Source organism: Janthinobacterium svalbardense (assembly GCF_002327145.1).
In the GTDB taxonomy this organism is placed as follows: domain Bacteria; phylum Pseudomonadota; class Gammaproteobacteria; order Burkholderiales; family Burkholderiaceae_D; genus Janthinobacterium; species Janthinobacterium tructae.
The window spans coordinates 5208063-5227536 of sequence record NZ_CP023422.1 but is presented as its reverse complement, the minus strand read 5'-3'; the positions used below and the strand labels follow the sequence as shown (position 1 = coordinate 5227536).

Below are 19474 nucleotides of genomic sequence, written 5' to 3'. Positions count from 1 at the left end.
GGCTCAGGCGCTCGCATAGTTGGAGATGCGGGTAGCAGATGCATCGCTAGCAGCAATATTCATGCTGGAAGGCGTGCCGATGGCGTTCCAGGTGTCGCGCAGGTCGGTCAGAAGGCGCTGGATCTCTTCGAGGATGCTCAGGTCATTTTTCAGGTTGGCCGTCAGCAATCGCGCGCCCATGTATTCATACAGCGCATCGAGGTTTTCGGCGATCTCGCCGCCCGCATTCTTGTCCAGGCTGGCGCGCAGTCCCTGGTCGATCAGCTGCATGGCGCGTGAAATGGACTTGCCCTTTTCAGGGATATTGCCTGCTTTCATGTGCATCTGCGCGCTCAGCACTGCTACCAAGGCGCCGTCGTACAGCATGGCGATCAGCTTGTGCGGGGAAGCGGCACCTATGCCCGTTTCCAGGCCAACCTTGGCGTAGGATTGCGCGCCTTTGTTTGATGATCCAAACATTCGTATTCCTCTGGTAGATATGCGTTAGCTCTACTTGGCCAGCGCAGCGAGTTGCTGAGTCAAAAAATTGATGGTGCCGTTCATCGAACTGAGCGAGACGTCGAGTGAGCTGTATTGCCTGCGCAAGCGCGCCTCGGTCAGGGTCAGCCGCGTATTGAGCGCATCGCGTTGCTTGGTGATATCGGCGATGCTCTTGTTCAAGCCGTCATTCTTGTTCTGGATCAGACCCGCCGTTCCCAGGTAATTATCCGTAATAGTAGCAAACAAGGCGCTGATACCCTTGGAAATATTCACCGTACCGCGGTCGCCCAGCTGGCCGCCTTTGATCAGTACGGCAATCCCGGCGCTGCCGGAACCGGCCGAACCGGTCAGGGTCTGGCCGCTGCCGACGGCCACCGCGCCGTCAATGGTGCCGGCCACGTCCACGCCTGTGGTCATGGTCGGCGCGCCGAACAGGTCGTCGGCGCCATTGCCGGTGATTTCCAGCTTCGATGACGAGCCATACTTGTTCGAGACGATGCTGAGCACACCATTTTCCTGCGTTACCTTGACGCCGGCCGTGGTGTCGGTCACGCCCGAGGCGCCGTTGATCAGCGACTGCACATGGCTGACCAGGCTGTCGGCCGTATAGTTGCCCGGCACCAGGGTGGCCTTGGTGCTGACGCCATTGATGCTCAGCGACAGGTTGTCGTTGACACCGGCGATGATGGTCAGGTTGGCCGCCGTGCTGCCTACCAGGGTGCCTTGCGTGGCCAGCTTGGAAATCGAGATGCCCTTGGTGCCGACCGTCGAATTGCTGGTCGAACTGACGAAGCTGACCAGGCTGTCCGAGGTCGAGCCCGAGGTCGCCAGCAGCTTGATGACGTCTTCCGAATTCTTGTCGATCGCCGTTTGCATCTTGCCGGTATCGAGCTTGAGGGTGCCGTCCTTCTGAAAAGCGACGCCCAGCTGGCTCAGGCTCTTCACAGTGCTGTCAAGGCCCGGCACGCTGGTGCCGAACAGCTTGCGCAAGCTGGCCTGCAGGCTGTTGGTGGTCGAATCGCCGACCAGCGGGCCGCCGGTGCGCGCCGCACCCTGTTTCAAATCGGGCGTGACGGCCGTCAGGCCGGTGATGGTGGTATTGAGGTCATTGTAGGCCTTGACAAAATTGGTCAGCGCCGTCTTGATGCCGGAGGTGTCCATGCTGACGCCGACGCTGCTGGTGCCGATCTTGAGTACCGACATCGTCACGCCAGGTACTGCATTGTCAACGCTATTGGTCTGGCTGGTAATGGCCACGCCGTTGACGGTCAGCTTGGCATTTTGACCAGCATTGCTTTGGGTCATGTTCTGCGTGCCGTTGGGCGCATAGGACAGCAAGTTGCTCAGGTCCTGGTCGCCGGCGACGGACACGCGCATGCTCGACGTTTCGCCGCTCTTGTCGGAAGTCAGCACCAGGCGGTTCGGTTTGTCGCTACCGTCGGAAATAATGCTGGCGGTCACGCCGATGCCGGCCTTGTTGATGGCGTCGCGAATACCTTGCAACGAGTTGTTGCTGCCGTCGATGGTGACGGTGCGCGCCACGCGGGTGGCATCGAGGTCGAAGGTGGCGCCCGTATATTTGCCGTCGGTCAGGGTGCCGCCGGTGACGCTGCCGAAGTCGAATGTCAGCACGGTGCTGGCGCCCGAGCCGATCAGCGTCGAGGTGCTTTCCTGGCCGGCGGCGGATATGGTTTGCGCCTGCGCCAGCTGGGTCACGTTGACGCTGTAGTTGCCTTTGACTGTGTCCTTGCCTGCGGTGGCGGTCAGGACCTTGTCATCCGAGGTGGTGGCGTTGGCCACCTTGTATTTGGAGGAATCGGCCAGGGCGGTGACGGTGGTCTGGAACGCGCCGACCGCGCCGCTCAGGGTGCCATAGGCGGAGATTTGGGAGGTAATCGCCTTCTCTTTGTTCTGCATGGCAACAAAGGGGCGGCTCTCCACTGCCATCAGCTGACTGACCAGGCCATTTACGTCGAGAACGCCACCAGTACTGACGGATGAGACAGCCACAATAACCTCCTATGAGAATGCATGAATATACTTGGTTAACGGCATAATCCATCCAGACTTTAGAGGGGTATTCGGCCAGCTGTTTGCCCTATGCCACGAAGGAAGTGGCACAGGGCCGTTTCACGCCGTTTGCTTGATCAGCAAACCTTGTGCTTTTTCCAGCGCCTTGCCGATTTCCAGCGCTTCCTTGGTGGGCATCTGGCGGATGACCTCGCGGGTTTGCTGGTCGATCACCTTGACGATGGTGCGCTCGCTGTCGGTATCGACTGAAAACTCCAGCTGGCGCGACATGAACTGCATCGCCTTGTTGATGTCACTGACGGCTTGCTTGACCTCTCTCAGCTCGGACTGCGCGTCTTCCTTGCTGGCGGCCTTGCCGGTGGGCTTGCTGTCCGTGGCTGCTGGCGCCGCCGGTTTGGCGGCCGTGGTGCTGCCTGGGGTGATCGCAGTGCGCTGCTGCTGCGGGGCCGGGAGGCCGTTTGTTGCCTGGATATCCATGATGGTGTCCTCTAACGGAAAATCCCCGGCGGATCAAGATGCAATATCTGGATCGGCCGGGGAGGGCTAAGCTACGGTACTACGGGGCGGAGATTAACCGCGCAGCAGCGACAGCACGCCGTTAGGCAGCGAGTTGGCCTGGGCCAACATTGCCGTACCAGCCTGTTGCAGGATCTGGCCGCGCGTCAGCTTGGCCGTTTCCGATGCGAAGTCGGTATCCTGAATGCGGCTACGCGATGCCGACAGGTTTTCCGAAGTCGATTCCAGGTTGCTCACCGCCGTTTCAAAGCGCGACTGCAAGGCACCGAAGCTTGCGCGCTGGCTGTTGACACTGGCCAAGGCGGAATCGAGAATCTTCAGCGCATCGTTCGAACCCGCGACAGTCGACACGTCGATGCTGGATACCGCATTGAGCGTCGCCGGACCAGCGGCCACGCCATTGCCGGCGGTAACCGTGCCCAACGAGAAACCCTTGTCGGAGTTCATCGAAATATAGCCCATCGACACGGCGGAGCCGTTGGTGGCGGCAACAGTGGCAGCCGCTGTCCGGGCACCGTCGGCGCCGATCGAGGCAGCCGTGAAGGTCGAGGTTGCGCTCTTGTTGTCCAGCTTTACGTTGTTGCCGGCAATATTGGTCAGCACCAGGCCATCCTTGGCATCGTTCAGCTTGGCCGTCACGCCGGTGGTGGACGATACATCATTGAAGGCGCTTACTGCCGATGCCAGGCCCGACGCGTTGTTCTGGCCCACCGTGAAGGTCACGTTCGAGGCGGTGGCATTGTCGGAGGTGACTGCCAGCGAATACACGCCATTTTGCGTAAACTTGACTTCTTCTTCCGTTTTGGCCGTGGCCGTCACGCCCGTATCGGCGGTCTTGCCGTTGATGGTGGCTGCCAGCGTTTGCGCGGTGTCGGCGGTCGTCGCGGTGACCGTTGCCGATTTCAGGCCCTGGATGTCGAAGGTGCCGCCGGCGTAAGCGGTAGCAGTGCTGCCAGCCAAGGTTGCTGGAGGCGCGGCGGACGACTGGTTGTTGCCGTAGTTATTCGTACGGAAGTTGGCAGTCGTGGCCTGGATGGTCTGGCCAGCGTTGGCGCCCACCTGGAACGATGCCGAGCCGAACGAGCCGTCGAGCAGTTTCAAGCCGTTGAATTCCGACGTTTGCGAGATGCGGTCGGCTTCCGACAGCAGCTGGCCTACCTCAGCCTGGATCGCCTTGCGGTCGCCGGCCGAGTTGGTGGCATTCGACGACTGTACTGACAGTTCGCGGACACGTTGCAGAATGTCGCCCGTCGATTTCAGCGAACCCTCGGCCGTTTGCAGCAGCGACACGCCGTCGTTGGCGTTGCGCTTGGCTTGATCGAGACCGCGGATTTGCGAGGTGAAACGCTCGGAAATCGCCAGGCCAGCAGCATCGTCTTTTGCGCTATTGATGCGCAAACCCGACGACAGGCGTTGCAATGACGTGGACAGGGCGGACTGCGATGTGCTCAGGTTGCGTTGCGCATTCAGTGACGCGGTATTGGTATTGATGACTGAGGCCATTTTGAAGCTCCTTGCTATATGTTTTGGCTATGTGCCTTGTACCTTGGTCTGCCCCTGCCTTCCGGGACACTCACACCGCAGTTATATTCATTAACGGAGTGGGCCATGGAAAGTTTAGGGAAATACAGCGAGTATATTTTTTGTTTTGCCCCTCAAGTTGGCATAGGCAAGGACGCATAAACGGCACGCTTTGAGGAAACTTTAGGGTTGTAAATAATTAAATATAAGAAATAATGTTCAGTATCTTCAGATTGCCACAGGGGGCGCATAGCGGCCGCGGCAGCGCCGCTGTGCGTCCAAGGCGGGCGCAGCCCAAAAAAAACCCACCGTAAGGTGGGCATGGTGTGTGACAGCCTGCAAGTTGCCGCTCAGTCGGCCACCACCACCCGATTCTTGCCCGTCTGCTTGGCCTGGTACATGGCGCGGTCGGCGCGCTTGACCAGCTCGGCCTGGTCTTCGTTGGGCAGGCGCAGGGCCACGCCGGCGGAAAAAGTGATCAAGACTTTCTCGTTGTCGTGCAGGAAGAAATGCCGGGTCAGCTCGCGCTGCAAGCGCGTCATCGTCGATGAGGCCGCTTCGACCGTGGTTTCCGGCAGCAGGATGAGGAATTCCTCGCCGCCGAAGCGGGCGATGACGTCCATCGAGCGCAGGGTTTCCTTGACGATCTTCACCAGGTGTTTCAGCGCGGCATCGCCGGCCAGGTGGCCGTAGGTGTCGTTCAGGCGTTTGAAGTCGTCCAGGTCCAGCATGGCGATGCACAGCGGCGTGCCGCGCCGGTCGGAGCGGGCCGTCTCGCGCTCGAACACATCGTCCAGGCCACGGCGGTTCAGGCTGCCCGTCAGCTGGTCTTCCCGCACCAGTTCGCTCATATGCTGGAGCTTCGCTTCCAGGGTGTGGATGCGCTGTTCCGCATCCTGCACTTCCTGGCGCGCCAGCACCATTTTGTCGCGTGCGCGCAGGGCTTCGTTCTGCACCATGCGCGTTTCGCGCAAGACTTCGTCGAGAACACTGTTCAATTCGCTGATATTTTCCGCCTGGCTGATCTTTTCAGAATAGCCGCCGATCTTTTCATGGAAGTCGCCCGTGGACGCCGCCACTTGCCCCAGGCGGTCGATGAAGGTCATCATCATGTTCTTCACCGTCAGCTTGACGTCGGACAGGCTGTGCTTGAGCTGGCTTTGCTTGTAGATGACTTCCTTCAGGCTGCGCGTGGCGTCTTCCAGCGCGCGCTGGTCGAGCGGGCCGGCGATCAGGTTTTGCACGGCATCGACCTGGCCGCGCAGCCAGCTGTCGTCGTCGAGCAATTGGCTGACGTTGTCCAGCAGCAACTTGAACAGGCGCAGCAGCAATTCCTGCTGCTCGGCCGTATCGCCGCTTTTCAGTTCGATCTGGTAGCACAGCTGCTTCAGGCGCAGCGCCGCTTCGTTCAGCGCCTCTTCCGTGTGCGCCAGCTTGATGGCCGCGCCCAGCGATTCGGCTTCTTCCACCAGCGCGGGCGTGCCCGTCAGCAAGGTGGCGACGGCAAAGCCCAGGGTGCGGCTGAGCAATTCACGCAGGGTGCGCGTCTGTTCGCCGTCCGGCAGGGGCGGCAATTCGATGCCGCCGCCTTTCTTGACCTGTTTTTCCGCCAGTTGCGCCAGGGTGCGCGCATAGCTGTCCCAGTCGCGCGCCTTCAGTGCCCGCTGGAAACGGCGGCCAAAGTCGCCCAGTTCGCCCGCCGATTCGCTCATCTTGGTGGCAAACTGCGTCAGGACGTTTTCCGCGCCGCCGTCCTGAGGGGCGCTGGCGGCCAGCACCGCCGCAGGCGCACCCGGCGTATCGGCCGGTTCGCTGATGCCGGCGATTTCATTGTAGATGTCGCGGTAGGCGCTGGGCGTGGGGGCGATGCGGCGCGTGGCCAGGCGGCGAAACGCTTCGCGGGCGATATCGGCAGGGTTCATCGCCGCAGCGGCGGCGGTGTGCGTAGCGCCAGCGGGAGCGCTTGCTGGTGAAGATGGCAATTTACTGGACATGTAGACACAGCCTTTTCAGATATTTCTCATTATCCCCATGATAGGCGAGTTGGCAAAGAACTTATTGTGCGAGAAGCAAGGAGAAGTCCTGTCAATTCGTCCGATGCCAGCGGGCATGCCGCTTTGGCGTCAATCCACCAGCTGGTTGCGGATGGCGTAATGCGTCAGTTCAGCGCTGTTCTTGAGTTTCATTTTGACCAGCAAGCGGGCGCGGTATTCGCTGACCGTTTTCACGGACAATTTGAGTTCTTCGGCAATGGCGCCCACCGCCTTGCCCGAGGCGATCATGACCAGGGTCTGGTATTCGCGGTCCGACAGGGCGTCGTGCAAGGCCGTCTCGTGGTCTTCGCCCACCGTGTTGGCCAGTTCCTGCGCCAGCGAGGCACTGATGTATTTCAAGCCTTGCGCCACCTGGCGGATGGCCGTGACCAGCTCGCGCGGCGCACTCTGTTTCGTCAGGTAGCCGGCCGCGCCCGCCTTGAGCGAACGGATGGCGTACTGGTCCTCGCGGTGCATGGAGAGCATCAGCACGGCCAGTTCCGGCTTTTCCTTCTTGATCTGCTTGAGCACCTCGATGCCGCTGCGGTCGGGCAGGGAGATGTCGAGCAGCAATACCTGGCATTTCGAGCCACGGAACAGTTTGATGGCGTCGTGGCCATTTTCAGCCTCGCCGGCCACGATGATGTCCTTCGTGTCGGCGAGGATTTGCTTCAAGCCCTCGCGCACGATCGCATGATCGTCGGCGATGAATACCCGGATGGTGGCTTTTTCTTTCATGACTGCGTTGTTTCCTATCTAATTCACCCACTAGGCCGCGTCTGGCGGCGGCCCGCTGTGCGCGGGCGCACTGGCTGCAGCCGCTATTATCGCCTCTCGCGGCGTGGTGAGCCGGATTTTTATGCTCAGGAGGGTGCCGCCATCGGGCCCGTCCACCAGGCTCAGGGTGCCGCCCAGCGCGCTGGCGCGTTCGGCCATGCCGCGAATGCCGAACGACTGTGGCTTGGCGCGGTCGGACAGGCGCATGCCGACGCCATTGTCGGCGATCGACAGGCTCAGATGCTGGCGCTGCCGGGCCAGGCGCACGCTGACCTTGCTGGCCTGCGCATGCTTGGCAATATTCGTCAGTGCCTCCTGGGCGATGCGGAACAGGCTGGTCGCCTGGTCCAGTTCCAGTTCGATATGCTGGCGGTTCGACATGAACTGGCATTCGATGCCGGCCTGGCGCGCGAATTCCTTCACCTGCCAGTCCAGCGCGGCAACCAGGCCCAGGTCCAGCATGGAGGGGCGCAAGTCCAGCGAAATACGGTGTACGGCGTCGATGCTGCGGTCGACCAGGGCATCGACATAGTCGGCTTTTTCCTGCAGCAGCGGGTCGTCCGGCGGCAGGCGGCGCGCCAGCATGGCCAGCGCCATCTTGATCGCCGTCAAATTGCCGCCCAGGTCATCGTGCAGTTCGCGCGCCAGGCGCGTGCGTTCGTGTTCCTTGACCTTGTCGATATGCGCAGTCAGCTCGGCCAGGCGGGCGCGCGACTGGCGCACTTCAATCTGTTCCAGCCGGCTTTCCGTGATATTCGTCATGATGCCTTCCCACTGCACCGTGCCGTCGGCCAGCGCGCGCGGCGTGGAGCGCAAGTTGATCCATTTGACATCCTTCCAGGCATCGATCCAGATGCGGCCTTCCCAGTTCCAGCTCCACAAGGCGTTTTTTGAGGCCTGCATCGACTCCAGATACGAGGCGCGGTCGTCGGCCAGGATCAGCTGGTAGAACAGTTCCGGGCGCGCATGCAGCTGTGCCGGCTCCAGGCCCAGCAAGGCCTGGCAGCCCTCGCTCAGGTAGGGGAAGGCGGCGCGCCCATCCGCATGCAGGCAGAACTGGTACACCAGCCCCGGCGTATTCGAGACGATGGCGTTGAAGCGCGACTGCACCTGCGCCAGGGCGGCGGCCGTCGCCTGTGGCGTGCGCAAGTCTTCGCCCTCGGCCAGCAGCAGGGCGCGGCCCTGGCGGCTGACGCGCGACAGGTGCAGGCTGAGCGAATACAGGCTGCCATCGCGGCGGCGCTGCTGCACGTGCAGCAGCGTTTGCGCGCCGATGCTGTCGTCCAGGGCGGCCAGCACGGCGGCCAGCTGCTGCGCGTCGAGCTGTGGCGCCAAGGTGAAGGGCGTCATCGCCAGCAACTCCTTGCGCGCGTACTGCAAGTTGTCGCAGGCGGCATCGTTGGCGTCCAGCAATTGCAAGCTGACCGCGTCGTACAGGTAGATTTCCCGCGCCGCAGCGCGCAGGGCGGGGGCGAGCCGGGCAGTATCGTGCATGGGATGGCCTTTCCTCATCAGCGGCGCGCGCGCCAAAAGGCGGCGAAGCGGCGCAGCACTCTGGCCGGGCGGGAATGATGACGGCCTGGCGCGCCCTTGCGCAAGCGCTGCCACCAGGCGCGGCGGGCGCGGCCCAGCGCGGCCGACAGGCGGCTGACGCGGCGCCATGGACGCGTGGCGCGCAGGCGGGCGATCCAGCGGTCCTTGGTTTCCATGAACCGGCCATGCCAGCGGGCAAACCACGGCAAACTGAGCAGGGTAGGGCGCGTCAGCTTGTACAGGCGCGCGACGGCGGCCGCGCCGCCCAGCTTGGCGATGACGATCACGCCGATGCCGGAAAACGCATGGCCGCGCGCGATCGCCAGCAGGGCCAGCAGCTTGACGGGAAACAGCAGCACGGCCGGCAGCACGAAGATGGCCAGCGCCCAGTACGGCGGCAGGCGCTTGATCCACGCTTCGAGCGCATGCAGCGGCGGAAATTGCGCCACCACCTGCATGATGCGCGCGCCCGTCGCCCACAGCCATTCCTCGATCAGCAGGCAGATGGCGGCCAGGTAGACCAGCGGCGCGAACAGCCAGCGCCTGACTCTGTAAAATTTTTTCATCCGTCTCCGTGTGCGGCGCAGGTTTGCCGCGATTGCCACGATGATACGTCAAAAAAGCCCGGCTGCCCCCGCATCCGGTGTGCCTGCGGCTCCCTGGCGGGGCTACAATAGACGGATGAATAAAGCCTTTGTAAAAGAATCCGACAACGACGACGATGAAGAAGCGGCCGCGCTGGCGCTGGCCATTCCCGCCGGCGCCAAGAACTACATCACGCCGGCCGGCTACCAGCGCATCAAGGAAGAGCTGCTGCAGCTGATCGACGTCGACCGTCCGGAAGTGGTGCGCATCGTGCATTGGGCGGCGTCGAATGGCGACCGCTCGGAAAATGGCGACTATATCTATGGCAAGCGCCGGCTGCGCGAAATCGACCGCCGCATCCGCTTTCTCACCAAACGCATGGACCTGGCCGCCATCGTCGACCCCAGCGTGCACCATGGCAACGACCAGGTATTTTTCGGCGCCACGGTAACGTATCGCACCAGCGACGGCGCAACGCACACCATCACCATCGTCGGCATCGATGAATTCGATCCCCTGAACGGCAAGATCAGCTGGGTCTCGCCGATGGCGCGCACCATCACCAAGGCGCGCGAGGGCGACCTCATCACCCTCAACACGCCGCAGGGCGAGCAAGAGCTGGAGCTGCTGGAAGTGACGTATCCGGCGCCGGGGGAGGGGTAGTTTGCGGTGACGCAGGGTGCGTCTTGATAAGCCTGTCACGCTGGGACTTTTCTTTACGGGAGAGCAGCCATGGCACGCGTCCAGCGTTTGTTTATGCCTGGCATGCCCTTGCATGTGGTGCAGCGTGGGGCTGACAGGCGGATCTGCTTTTTCGAGGCAGGCGATTATCTCTGGTATCTGCAGCAGTTACAGTGCCACTGTCTGGCGCACAAGGTCCAGTTGCATGCCTATGTCCTGATGACCAATCATGTGCATCTGCTGCTGTCTGCGGCGAAAGTCGAGGCCGTTTCTCAGTTGATGAAGTCGTTGGGGCAGGCATATGCGCATTACATCAACTGGCGCCGCCATCGTACCGGCCCCTTGTGGGATGGGCGCTACAAATCCTGTGTGGTACAGGATGCGACTTATCTGCTGGTTTGCCAGCGCTATATAGAGCTCAATCCGGTTCGCGCCGGCATGGTGCAGTATCCGGGCAATTACAAGTGGTCCAGCTACCGTTGCAATGCTGAAGGGCGAATCGATCCGTTGATTGAGCCGCATCCGCTTTATCTTGATCTTGGCAACCGTCCGGGTGACAGACAGCAGGCGTATGCTGCTTTGTTCCAGGCAGAAGATGCGCTTGCGTTCCAAGCATTGCGTGACGCTAGTCGTGGCAATGCTGTTGTCGGAAGTAGCGCCTTCGTGCAAGAAAATCAAACCCGCAAAGCGTAAAGGCCGGGGTCGGTCGCTCCGCGATCGGAATACGTCCCACTGGGACGTATTCCCCCGCCGGGTCTGACCCCAGCTCTTTGCCAACAATTTTTAGTTACGCTCGCGCAGGATGCGGTTCACCCCGGCCACTCTGCGCACATTGCGCAGCAGGGCGGCCAGGTGGACGCGGTCTTTCACTTGCACGGTGAAGCGCAGCTGGTCGAGGACGTTGTCCTTGTCTTCGTCCATGCCGACATAGATGATGTTGGCGTCGGACTCGCCGATTTCGGCGGCGACTCTAGCCAGGATGCCCCGTTCGCTGTTGATCAGCACTTTGATGCGGCAGTCGAAGCGGCGGTTCAGTTCGGTTCCCCAGCGCACGGCGATCCAGCGGTCCGGTTCCTTGGCGCGCTGGCGCTTGGCTTGCGAGCAGTCGCTCGTGTGCACTAATAGCCCCTGGTCGCGGCGCAGCTGGCCGATGATCTGGTCGCCCGGAATCGGCAAACAGCACGGTGCCAGCTGCACCGAGACGCCTTCGCTGCCGCAGATGGTAACGGGGTCGAGTTCGCTGCCGCTATTGTGTTCCACCGGCATGCTGGCCGCTTCGCCGCCGATCAAGCCGAAGATGTGGCGCGCCACCAGAGTAGCCATGCGCTTGCCGATGCCGATGTCCGCGTACAGCTCGTCCATGGAATTGGCGCTCGATTCGTTGAGCAGGCGTTCGACCAGCGGCGCCGGCAGATCGGCGTCGATGTTCAGGCTTTGCAGCGCCTGCGACAGCAATTGCTGGCCCAGGGCGATCGATTCGGGCAGGTTGATCGTGCGCAAATGGTGGCGGATGGCCGAACGGGCCTTGCCGGTGCGCACGAACGACAGCCAGGTGGGGCTGGGGCGCGACGAGGAATCGGTGATGATCTCGACGATGTCGCCATTGTGCAGCTCGGTGCGCAGCGGCGAGGTTTCGTTGTTGATCTTGACGGCCACGGTCTGGTCGCCGATACCCGTATGGATCGAATAGGCGAAGTCGATGGCCGTGGCGCCGCGCGGCAGGGCGATGATCTTCGATTTCGGCGTAAACACGTAGACGGAATCGGGGAACAGGTCGACTTTGACGTGTTCGAGGAATTCGGCCGAGTCGCCCGTCTGCTGCTGGATGTCGAGCAGCGATTGCAGCCACGCGTGGGTGCGCTGCTGCAGGTCGGACGGGTTCGATTCGCCGCTCTTGTACAGCCAGTGCGCCGCCACGCCAGACTCGGCCGTGCGGTGCATTTCCTGGGTGCGGATCTGGAATTCGACGGGGGTGCCGTAGGGGCCGATGACGGTCGTGTGCAGCGACTGGTAGCCGTTCAGCTTGCGGATCGCGATGTAATCCTTGAACTTGCCCGGCATCGGCTTGTACAGGCTGTGCAGGGTGCCCAGGGTCACGTAACAGTCGGCAAAACTGCCCACCACCACGCGGAAGCCGTACACGTCCAGCACTTGCGAGAACGACAAATGCTTGCTGCGCATCTTTTTATAGATGTCGTACAGGGTCTTTTCGCGGCCCGTGACGTCGGCTTCGAGTTCGGCCATGGACAAGGTGCTTTTCACCGCTTCCATGATCTTGTTGACCACTTCGCGCCGGTTGCCGCGCGCCGCCTTGACGGCTTTCGCCAGGGTGCGGTAGCGCATCGGATACAGGTGCGAGAAAGACAGGTCCTGCAGTTCGTGGTAAATATTGTTCAGGCCGAGGCGGTGCGCGATCGGCACGTACACTTCCATGGTCTCGCTGGCGATGCGGCGTTTTTTTGCCGCCGTCATGAAATCGAGCGTGCGCATATTGTGCAGGCGGTCGGCCAGTTTGATCAGGATCACGCGCACGTCGGACGCCATGGCCAGCAGCATTTTGCGGAAGTTTTCCGCCTGCGCTTCGATCTGGCTCTGGAATTCGATCTTTTCCAGCTTCGACAGGCCGTCGACCAGGTGCGCCACGGGCGCACCGAAGCGCTCGATCAATTCTTCCTTCTTGACGTCCTGGTCTTCCATGACGTCATGCAGCAGGGCGGCCATGATGGCTTGCGCGTCGAGTTTCCAGTCGGCGCAGATTTCGGCGACGGCGATCGGATGCGAGATATACGGCTCGCCCGAGCGGCGCATCTGGCCCAGGTGCATTTCGTCGGAGAAGCGGTAGGCTTCCTTGACTTTTTTCAGGTCGGCGGGGGACAGGTATTCGGCCAGCTTGTCGGCCAGGTGGCTGACGGAGGCCACGCCCAAGGCGGGTGCTGGCGGTGTGGCGGAGGTGGTCCCGGTGGACGTACCAGCGCCGGACGCGGAAGCGCCTTGTAATTTTGCCGCCTGGCGCGGGGCCAGGGGCGGCAGTGCTGCAGAAGTCGTGTCGGCTGGAGTCGGACTCATAAAACGTCGCGTTGCTTTACAGTGTGAATAAAGGATACGGTAGAACCAGGGGTCAGCACTGTTCCGGCACGCGGCTTCCCAATTACATCGGGACTTTTTTCAGCATTTCGATGCCGACTTTACCGGCAGCGATTTCACGCAGTGCGACAACGGTAGGCTTGTCCTTGGCTTCCACCTTTGGGGTGTGGCCTTGCAACAACTGACGTGCGCGGTAGGTTGCAGCCAGGGTCAGCTGGAAACGATTAGGGATCTGCTTCAGGCAATCTTCGATTGTGATACGGGCCATAGTAACTCCTCAATTTTATGCGTGGTGCGTGGCGCTGTGTGAACTGGCGTGCAGACGAATTACTCTGCGTGCAGGCCCAGCTGGGCGAATAGCGATGCGTTGCGGGCCGCTTGTTGCGCAAACCGGCAACGGGCCGCTCTCACGATCGCGCTCAGTTCGGACAAAGCGACCGTAAACTCTTCATTGATAATAACATACTCGAACTCGGGAGCGTGTGCGATTTCGCCGCCGGCCGCCAGCAGGCGGCGCGTGATCACGTGCTGCTCGTCCTGGCCGCGCTTGTTCAGGCGCTCTTCGAGCGCATCGATCGATGGCGGCAGGATGAAAATACCGGCCGCGCGGGGGAATTGCTTGCGCACCTGGCGCGCGCCCTGCCAGTCGATTTCCAGCAGGATGTCGGTGCCAGCCAGCATTTGCTGTTCCACCATGATGCGCGAGGTGCCATAGTAATTGCCATGCACTTCCGCCCATTCCAGGAACTCGCCCTGGTCTGCGCGCGCGACAAAGTCTTCCGCCGTCGTGAAGTAGTACTCGCGGCCGTGCTGCTCGCCCGGACGGGGCGCGCGCGTGGTGGTCGAAATCGACAATTTAATGCCGGGCTCTTGCGCCAGCAATGCATTGACCAGTGTCGATTTGCCGGCGCCTGATGGCGCGGCGACCACGAACAGGCTGCCGGAGAAGGCGGTAGGGTGGCTCATGCGGATCTTTCAATAATCGTGTTGTTGGCGCCAATGCTCGCGCAAGCGGCGCCCAATCCGGTATTTTACCAAGAGGCAAGGCTGTGAGCCAGTCCCAAAGAGGCCGGCGTGGCCGGCCGGTTACTCCAGGTTTTGCACCTGTTCGCGCATCTGCTCGATCAGCAGCTTCAAGTCCATCGAGGCGTCGGCCAGTTCCTTGACGGAAGCCTTGGCGCCCAGCGTGTTGGCTTCGCGATTCAGTTCCTGCATCATGAAGTCGAGGCGCTTGCCCACTTGCCCGCCCTTGGTGAGGATGTGGCGCGTTTCGCCCAGGTGAGCCGACAGGCGCGCCAGTTCTTCCGACACGTCGATGCGGATGCCGTACAAAATGACTTCCTGGCGGATGCGCTCCATGGCGTCCTGGCGCGACAGGGCCGAATTCGAGCCCTGGCTGGCCAGGCCCAGCGCATCCTGCATGCGCTCGATGGCTTTTTGCTGGAAGGCCGCCACCACCTGCGGAATCAAGGGCGTGATGCGCTTGACGATGGCTTCCATCGCTTCGATGCGCGATATCAGCACCGCTTCGAGTGCCGCGCCTTCGCGCTTGCGGCTGTCGACGAAGGCCGCCACGGTGCGTTTGGTCAGCGCGCCCACGTCCGCCTGCAAGGACTCTTGCCCCACTTGTGCTTCTTCGATGATGCCCGGCCAGCGCAGCAGTTCGGCCACCGTCATGACGGGGGCGGAGACAAAATGCTGGCCCACTTCGTTTTGCAGGCGCGCCAGTTCGGCCAGCAGGGGCAGGTTCAGCGCCTGCGTGCCGGCGGTGGCGGCCTTGCGGCCAAAGCTCAGGCGTACCTCGACTTTGCCGCGCGTGATGGCGGACATGACGGCGGCGCGCAAGTCAGGCTCCAGCGCCCGCAGATCGTCGTTGATGCGGAATTGCAGGTCGAGAAAGCGCGAGTTGACGCTCTTGATTTCAATTGTCAGTGTGCCTGCAGCACCTTCGCTGGTGGCAACCGCGTAGCCTGTCATGCTTGAAATGCTCAAAGGATTCCCCGATTTGGTCTTATATACAGTCACTTATACACTTAATCAGCCAGCGCAGGCAATACCGCCCGCGCCGCAAAACAGGACCGAAGTGCTCGATGGCCTGAAAATTGCTGAATAGTGTGCGTTTTACGGCATTGTAAAGAAAATTGTGTTTGGCGGGGCAGGATTGTAGGGATCTTGTGCGCGGACCCGCCCTGCGCCGTGGCATGGCGCCGCGGTGGTAAAATCGCGGCCGCAACCCCAATTACACAGGACACCCCATGACATTTGAATCCCGCCCGAGCGGCCGCGCCGTCGACGCGCTGCGCGCCATCCGCATCACCCGCCAGTACACCAAGCATGCCGAAGGCTCGGTGCTGATCGAGTGTGGCGACACCAAGGTCATCTGCACTGCCAGCATCGAAGACAAGGTGCCGGGTTTCCTGAAGGGCAAGGGCCAGGGTTGGTTGACGGCCGAGTACGGCATGCTGCCGCGCTCGACGCACACGCGCATGGACCGCGAAGCGGCGCGCGGCAAGCAGTCCGGCCGTACGCAGGAAATCCAGCGCCTGATCGGCCGCTCGCTGCGCGCCGCCTTTGATTTGCAGGCGTTCGGCGAACGCACGCTGCACCTCGATTGCGACGTCATCCAGGCCGACGGCGGCACGCGCACGGCCTCGATCACGGGCGCCATGGTGGCCGCGTATGACGCGTTTTCCCAGTTGCAGGCGCGCGGCGCGATCACCGCCATCCCTGTGAAAAGCTTTGTCGCCGCCATCTCGGTGGGCGTCTACCAGGGCATGCCGGTGCTGGACCTGGACTATGTGGAAGACTCGGGCTGCGACACGGACATGAACGTGGTGATGACGGAAGCGGGCCACTTCATCGAAGTGCAGGGCACGGCCGAAGGCGCCGCGTTCGACCGCGCCGGCATGAACCGCTTGCTGGACCTGGCGCAGGGCGGCATCGCCGACCTGATCGCCCTGCAAAAGCAATCTCTCGGCATGTAATCTTTACATAGATTTACATGTCATTGCCCGCCGTGCCGGGCAAAAAGCCCACACTCGCCGCCGTTGAGCGCGGCGGCGGGGCGAGGTGAGGGGAGCGCAAAGGGTTTACAATGTCGGCACTTCAACCGGACTACTGACATGACCCAACGCCTCATCCTCGCCTCCAACAACGCCGGCAAGCTCAAGGAATTCAACGAGCTGCTCTCGAGCATCGGTTTTTCCGTCCACGCCCAGGGCGAGTACGCCGTGCCGGAAAGCGACGAACCATTTCACACCTTCGTTGAAAACGCCCTGCAAAAGGCGCGCCACGCGTCCCGCCTGACGGGCTTGCCGGCGCTGGCCGACGATTCCGGCGTGTGCGTCAATGCGCTCGGCGGCGCGCCGGGCGTGTATTCGGCCCGCTATGCGGGCGAGCCGAAATCGGATGCCGCCAACAGCGCCAAACTGATCGCCGACCTGGAGGCGCATGCCGACAAGTCCGCGTATTACTACTGCGTGCTGGTGTACGTGCGCCATGCGGACGACCCGCAACCGGTGATCGCCGACGGCCGCTGGAATGGCGAAATGATCGCCATTGCGCGCGGCACCGGCGGTTTCGGCTACGACCCGCATTTCTTCATTCCTGCGCTGGGCAAGTGCGCGGCCGAACTGACGTCCGATGAAAAGAACGCGCTGTCGCACCGTGGCCAGGCCCTGCGCGCGCTGGTGGAAAAGCTGCGATGATCCCGATCAAACTGGTGGGCGCCGTTGCCAAGTCGGCAGCCAGGCCCGGCGCCTCGCCCGCGCCGCAGGAAGGCATTTCCGGCGCGGCCGGTGCGGCCCTGAAATACCTGCAGCCGGGCGCGCTGAACCTGACGGCACTGCCGCCGCTGTCGCTGTACATCCATTTCCCGTGGTGCGTGAAAAAATGCCCGTATTGCGATTTCAATTCGCACGAGGTGCGCGGTGACTTGCCGGAAGCGGAGTACCTGGCGGCCTTGCGGCTGGACCTGGAAATGGCGCTGCCGCTGATCTGGGGCCGCAAGATCCACACCATTTTCATCGGTGGCGGCACGCCCAGCCTGATGTCGGCGGCGGGGCTGGACCGGCTGATGTCGGACGTGCGCACCCTGCTGCCACTGGAGCCCGATTGCGAAATCACCATGGAAGCCAATCCGGGCACCTTCGAAGCGGAAAAATTCAAGTCTTACCGGGCCAGCGGCATCAACCGCCTGTCGATCGGCATCCAGAGCTTCAATGGCCGCCATTTGCAGGCGCTGGGGCGCATCCATGACGACAACGAGGCGCGCCGCGCGGTGGACATTGCGCACGCCAATTTCGACAATTTCAATCTCGACCTGATGTACGCGCTGCCCACGCAAACCCTGGCCGAGGCGCAGCAGGACCTGGAAACGGCGCTGTCGTTCGCGCCGCCGCATTTGTCGCTGTACCACCTGACCTTGGAACCGAACACCCTGTTCGCCAAGTATCCGCCGGTGCTGCCGGACGACGACGCAAGCGCCGACATCGCCGACATGGTGGCCGCGCGTGCGGCGCAGGCCGGTTATGGCCGCTACGAAGTGTCGGCGTATGCGCAGCCGGGCCGCCAGGCTAAACACAACCGCAATTACTGGGAATTCGGCGACTACCTGGGCATCGGCGCGGGCGCCCATTCGAAGATATCGTTCCCGCATCGTGTGCTGCGCCAGGCCCGCTACAAGCAGCCGCGCGCCTACATGGACGCGGTACTGGCCGGCGTGCCGGTGCAGGAAGAGCGCGAGCTGGCGCGCGAGGAGATGGGTTTTGAATTCATGCTCAATACCCTGCGCCTGACGCAGGGTTTCTCGCCGAACCTGTTCGCCGAGCGCACGGGCCTGGCCCTCAACGCCATCGAGCAGCCGCTGAATGCGGCCGAAGCGAAAGGCTTGCTGTACCGCGACCACCAGGTCATCCGCCCGACGGAACGGGGATTGTGCTTCCTGAATGACCTGCAGCAGATGTTCCTGGAAGATTAATGCGCGGTGGTGGCGCGCAGGCGCTGCAGCTTGGCCGCATACAGCCCGTGCTCGCTGCGCGTGGTGCTGTTGTCCATCGCCAGTTCCAGCTGCCGGTCCGCCTGCGCGAGTTGGCCCAGACGCGCATGCGCCTGCGCCAGCCAGAAGTGGAATTCGTGGTAGTACGGGTCGCGCGCGATTTCGCGTGAAAACAGGCGGATCGCCTGGACGTAATCGTTTTGCTGCATGGCCGCCTTGCCCAGGTTGAAGTAGTGGAAGGGCGGCTGCGGCTGCAGCGCCAGCAGGCGCCGGCGCAGCGGCAGCGCTGCATCGGGCAGGCCGGACGCTTCCAGGACTTGCGCCAGATTCGACAGCAGCAGCGTATTGTCCGGCGTGCGCATCAGCGCATGGGCCAGCGTGCGCCGCGCTTGCGCCAGGTCGCCATGGCGGAACTGGATCACGCCCAGGGTGTTGTAGGCGCCGCTGAACGAGGGATCCTGCAGGAGGGCCGCCCTGGCCCACCAGTACGCCTGGTCCAGCCGGCCTTCGCTCATGGTTTCGGCGGCACGGTTGTTCAGGTACATGGCCAGCACGGTCGCTTCACTGATTTCGCGCGTGCGGTAGCCCGCCACGTCGCCGGACGGCAGGAAGTCGATCACCATCATGCCCTTGGCGTCGTAGTTATTCGGGCTCTCGCCCAGGCGCTGGCCCAGCACCAGGTTGACGTGGCCGGCGACAAAATACATGTCGCCGCTGCGGCTCCAGCTTGCTTCGCCCAGTACCTCCTGGTAGCGCACCTGCAAGCCCAATTCATGCGCCAGCGCTGCCGTCATGATCACCAGCGACAGGCAGTTGCCGCTGCGCGCCTCAAACGTTTCGCGCGCATTGCGGGTCATGGCCGCATCGTACTCGAGCTTCAGCCTGGATTTGTCGTACAGCGCCTCGTACAGTGCCACGCGGGGATTGCCGTTGCGCGCAGCGTGCCGCACGTGCGTCTGCACATATTGGCGCATGGCGTCGCTGAGGGCGAAGACCTGGCCGGTATCGACGGCGCTGGCCGGCGCAAAATCGTTATCGTTGAAGATGGGCGGCAAGCTGGCGGGCGGTGCGGCGGCGCAGGCGGCCAGCGTGGCGCAGAGGAGGACGGCAAGCAGGCGCACGACGCAAGCGGTGCAAACAAGATAGGGACGCATGGTCTCTCCCTGGAGGCGCCGGCTGTCTCATGTCGCGGTGGCGCGCCAGTCCCACCTGAAACCAGTATCGGCGCGCCTGGCGC

At 62.4% G+C, this 19474-nt stretch carries 18 protein-coding genes; 5 read left to right on the top strand and 13 right to left on the bottom strand.

All coding sequences use genetic code 11. The features are described from left to right. Positions 1 to 3 precede the first annotated feature (3 nt). From fliS to CNX70_RS23195, 8 genes are all read right to left on the bottom strand, one after another. Positions 4 to 459 carry a flagellar export chaperone FliS gene (gene fliS, locus CNX70_RS23230; protein WP_096237462.1) on the bottom strand — a complete coding sequence of 152 codons (456 nt, stop codon included), beginning with the start codon at positions 457 to 459 and terminating at the stop codon, positions 4 to 6. Between the two features lie 30 nt (positions 460 to 489). Further along, the gene (gene fliD, locus CNX70_RS23225) at positions 490 to 2490 is read right to left on the bottom strand and encodes a flagellar filament capping protein FliD (protein WP_157751254.1); all 2001 of its coding nucleotides are present in this window, start codon (positions 2488 to 2490) and stop codon (positions 490 to 492) included. Between the two features lie 120 nt (positions 2491 to 2610). After that, entirely contained in the window at positions 2611 to 2988 is a 378-nt protein-coding gene (locus tag CNX70_RS23220) for a flagellar protein FlaG (protein WP_096237458.1), read from the bottom strand. Positions 2989 to 3081: 93 nt separating this feature from the next. Continuing rightward, positions 3082 to 4530: a flagellin gene (locus CNX70_RS23215; RefSeq protein WP_096237456.1), complete on the bottom strand. Its 1449-nt coding sequence runs from the start codon at positions 4528 to 4530 to the stop codon at positions 3082 to 3084. A 368-nt stretch (positions 4531 to 4898) separates the two neighbouring features. Continuing rightward, entirely contained in the window at positions 4899 to 6470 is a 1572-nt protein-coding gene (locus CNX70_RS23210) for a diguanylate cyclase (protein WP_096237455.1), read from the bottom strand. Positions 6471 to 6671: 201 nt separating this feature from the next. Continuing rightward, on the bottom strand, positions 6672 to 7319 hold the full coding sequence (locus CNX70_RS23205; protein ID WP_096237453.1) for a response regulator: 648 nt from the start codon (positions 7317 to 7319) through the stop codon (positions 6672 to 6674). Positions 7320 to 7349: 30 nt separating this feature from the next. After that, positions 7350 to 8852 carry a sensor histidine kinase gene (locus CNX70_RS23200; RefSeq protein WP_244198934.1) on the bottom strand — a complete coding sequence of 501 codons (1503 nt, stop codon included), beginning with the start codon at positions 8850 to 8852 and terminating at the stop codon, positions 7350 to 7352. Positions 8853 to 8869: 17 nt separating this feature from the next. Beyond that, positions 8870 to 9457: a hypothetical protein gene (locus CNX70_RS23195; protein ID WP_096237451.1), complete on the bottom strand. Its 588-nt coding sequence runs from the start codon at positions 9455 to 9457 to the stop codon at positions 8870 to 8872. Positions 9458 to 9572: 115 nt separating this feature from the next. Here CNX70_RS23195 and greB point away from each other — a divergent pair, with 115 nt between their 5' ends. Both greB and CNX70_RS23185 read left to right on the top strand, forming a co-directional pair. Beyond that, the gene (greB, locus tag CNX70_RS23190) at positions 9573 to 10139 is read left to right on the top strand and encodes a transcription elongation factor GreB (RefSeq protein ID WP_096237449.1); all 567 of its coding nucleotides are present in this window, start codon (positions 9573 to 9575) and stop codon (positions 10137 to 10139) included. 69 nt (positions 10140 to 10208) lie between these two features. Next, a complete protein-coding gene (locus tag CNX70_RS23185; protein WP_096237448.1) occupies positions 10209 to 10850 on the top strand; it encodes a transposase in 642 nt (213 codons plus the stop codon). A 90-nt stretch (positions 10851 to 10940) separates the two neighbouring features. Here the strand turns inward: CNX70_RS23185 and CNX70_RS23180 are convergent, their stop codons facing one another. The 4 genes from CNX70_RS23180 to CNX70_RS23165 form a co-directional block, all read right to left on the bottom strand. After that, on the bottom strand, positions 10941 to 13223 hold the full coding sequence (locus tag CNX70_RS23180) for a RelA/SpoT family protein (protein WP_096237446.1): 2283 nt from the start codon (positions 13221 to 13223) through the stop codon (positions 10941 to 10943). Positions 13224 to 13305: 82 nt separating this feature from the next. Next, positions 13306 to 13509: a DNA-directed RNA polymerase subunit omega gene (gene rpoZ, locus CNX70_RS23175; protein WP_010400723.1), complete on the bottom strand. Its 204-nt coding sequence runs from the start codon at positions 13507 to 13509 to the stop codon at positions 13306 to 13308. 59 nt (positions 13510 to 13568) lie between these two features. Next, positions 13569 to 14207, bottom strand: coding sequence for a guanylate kinase (gmk, locus tag CNX70_RS23170; RefSeq protein WP_099762610.1), 639 nt, complete (start codon positions 14205 to 14207; stop codon positions 13569 to 13571). 120 nt (positions 14208 to 14327) lie between these two features. Beyond that, entirely contained in the window at positions 14328 to 15218 is an 891-nt protein-coding gene (locus CNX70_RS23165; RefSeq protein ID WP_096237442.1) for a YicC/YloC family endoribonuclease, read from the bottom strand. Between the two features lie 278 nt (positions 15219 to 15496). Here CNX70_RS23165 and rph point away from each other — a divergent pair, with 278 nt between their 5' ends. The 3 genes from rph (at position 15497) to hemW (ending at position 18219) form a co-directional block, all read left to right on the top strand. Continuing rightward, positions 15497 to 16225, top strand: a complete 729-nt coding sequence (rph, locus tag CNX70_RS23160) for a ribonuclease PH (protein WP_096237440.1) — start codon at positions 15497 to 15499, stop codon at positions 16223 to 16225. Between the two features lie 138 nt (positions 16226 to 16363). Beyond that, complete coding sequence (gene rdgB, locus CNX70_RS23155) at positions 16364 to 16948, top strand: RdgB/HAM1 family non-canonical purine NTP pyrophosphatase (RefSeq protein WP_096237438.1); 585 nt, start codon at positions 16364 to 16366, stop codon at positions 16946 to 16948. Further along, positions 16945 to 18219: a radical SAM family heme chaperone HemW gene (gene hemW, locus CNX70_RS23150; protein ID WP_096237436.1), complete on the top strand. Its 1275-nt coding sequence runs from the start codon at positions 16945 to 16947 to the stop codon at positions 18217 to 18219. The genes rdgB and hemW overlap by 4 nt, the downstream gene beginning before the upstream one ends. Here hemW and CNX70_RS23145 read toward each other — a convergent pair. Then, entirely contained in the window at positions 18216 to 19391 is a 1176-nt protein-coding gene (locus CNX70_RS23145) for a tetratricopeptide repeat protein (RefSeq protein WP_096237434.1), read from the bottom strand. The genes hemW and CNX70_RS23145 overlap by 4 nt on opposite strands. Between the last annotated feature and the right edge of the window lie 83 nt (positions 19392 to 19474).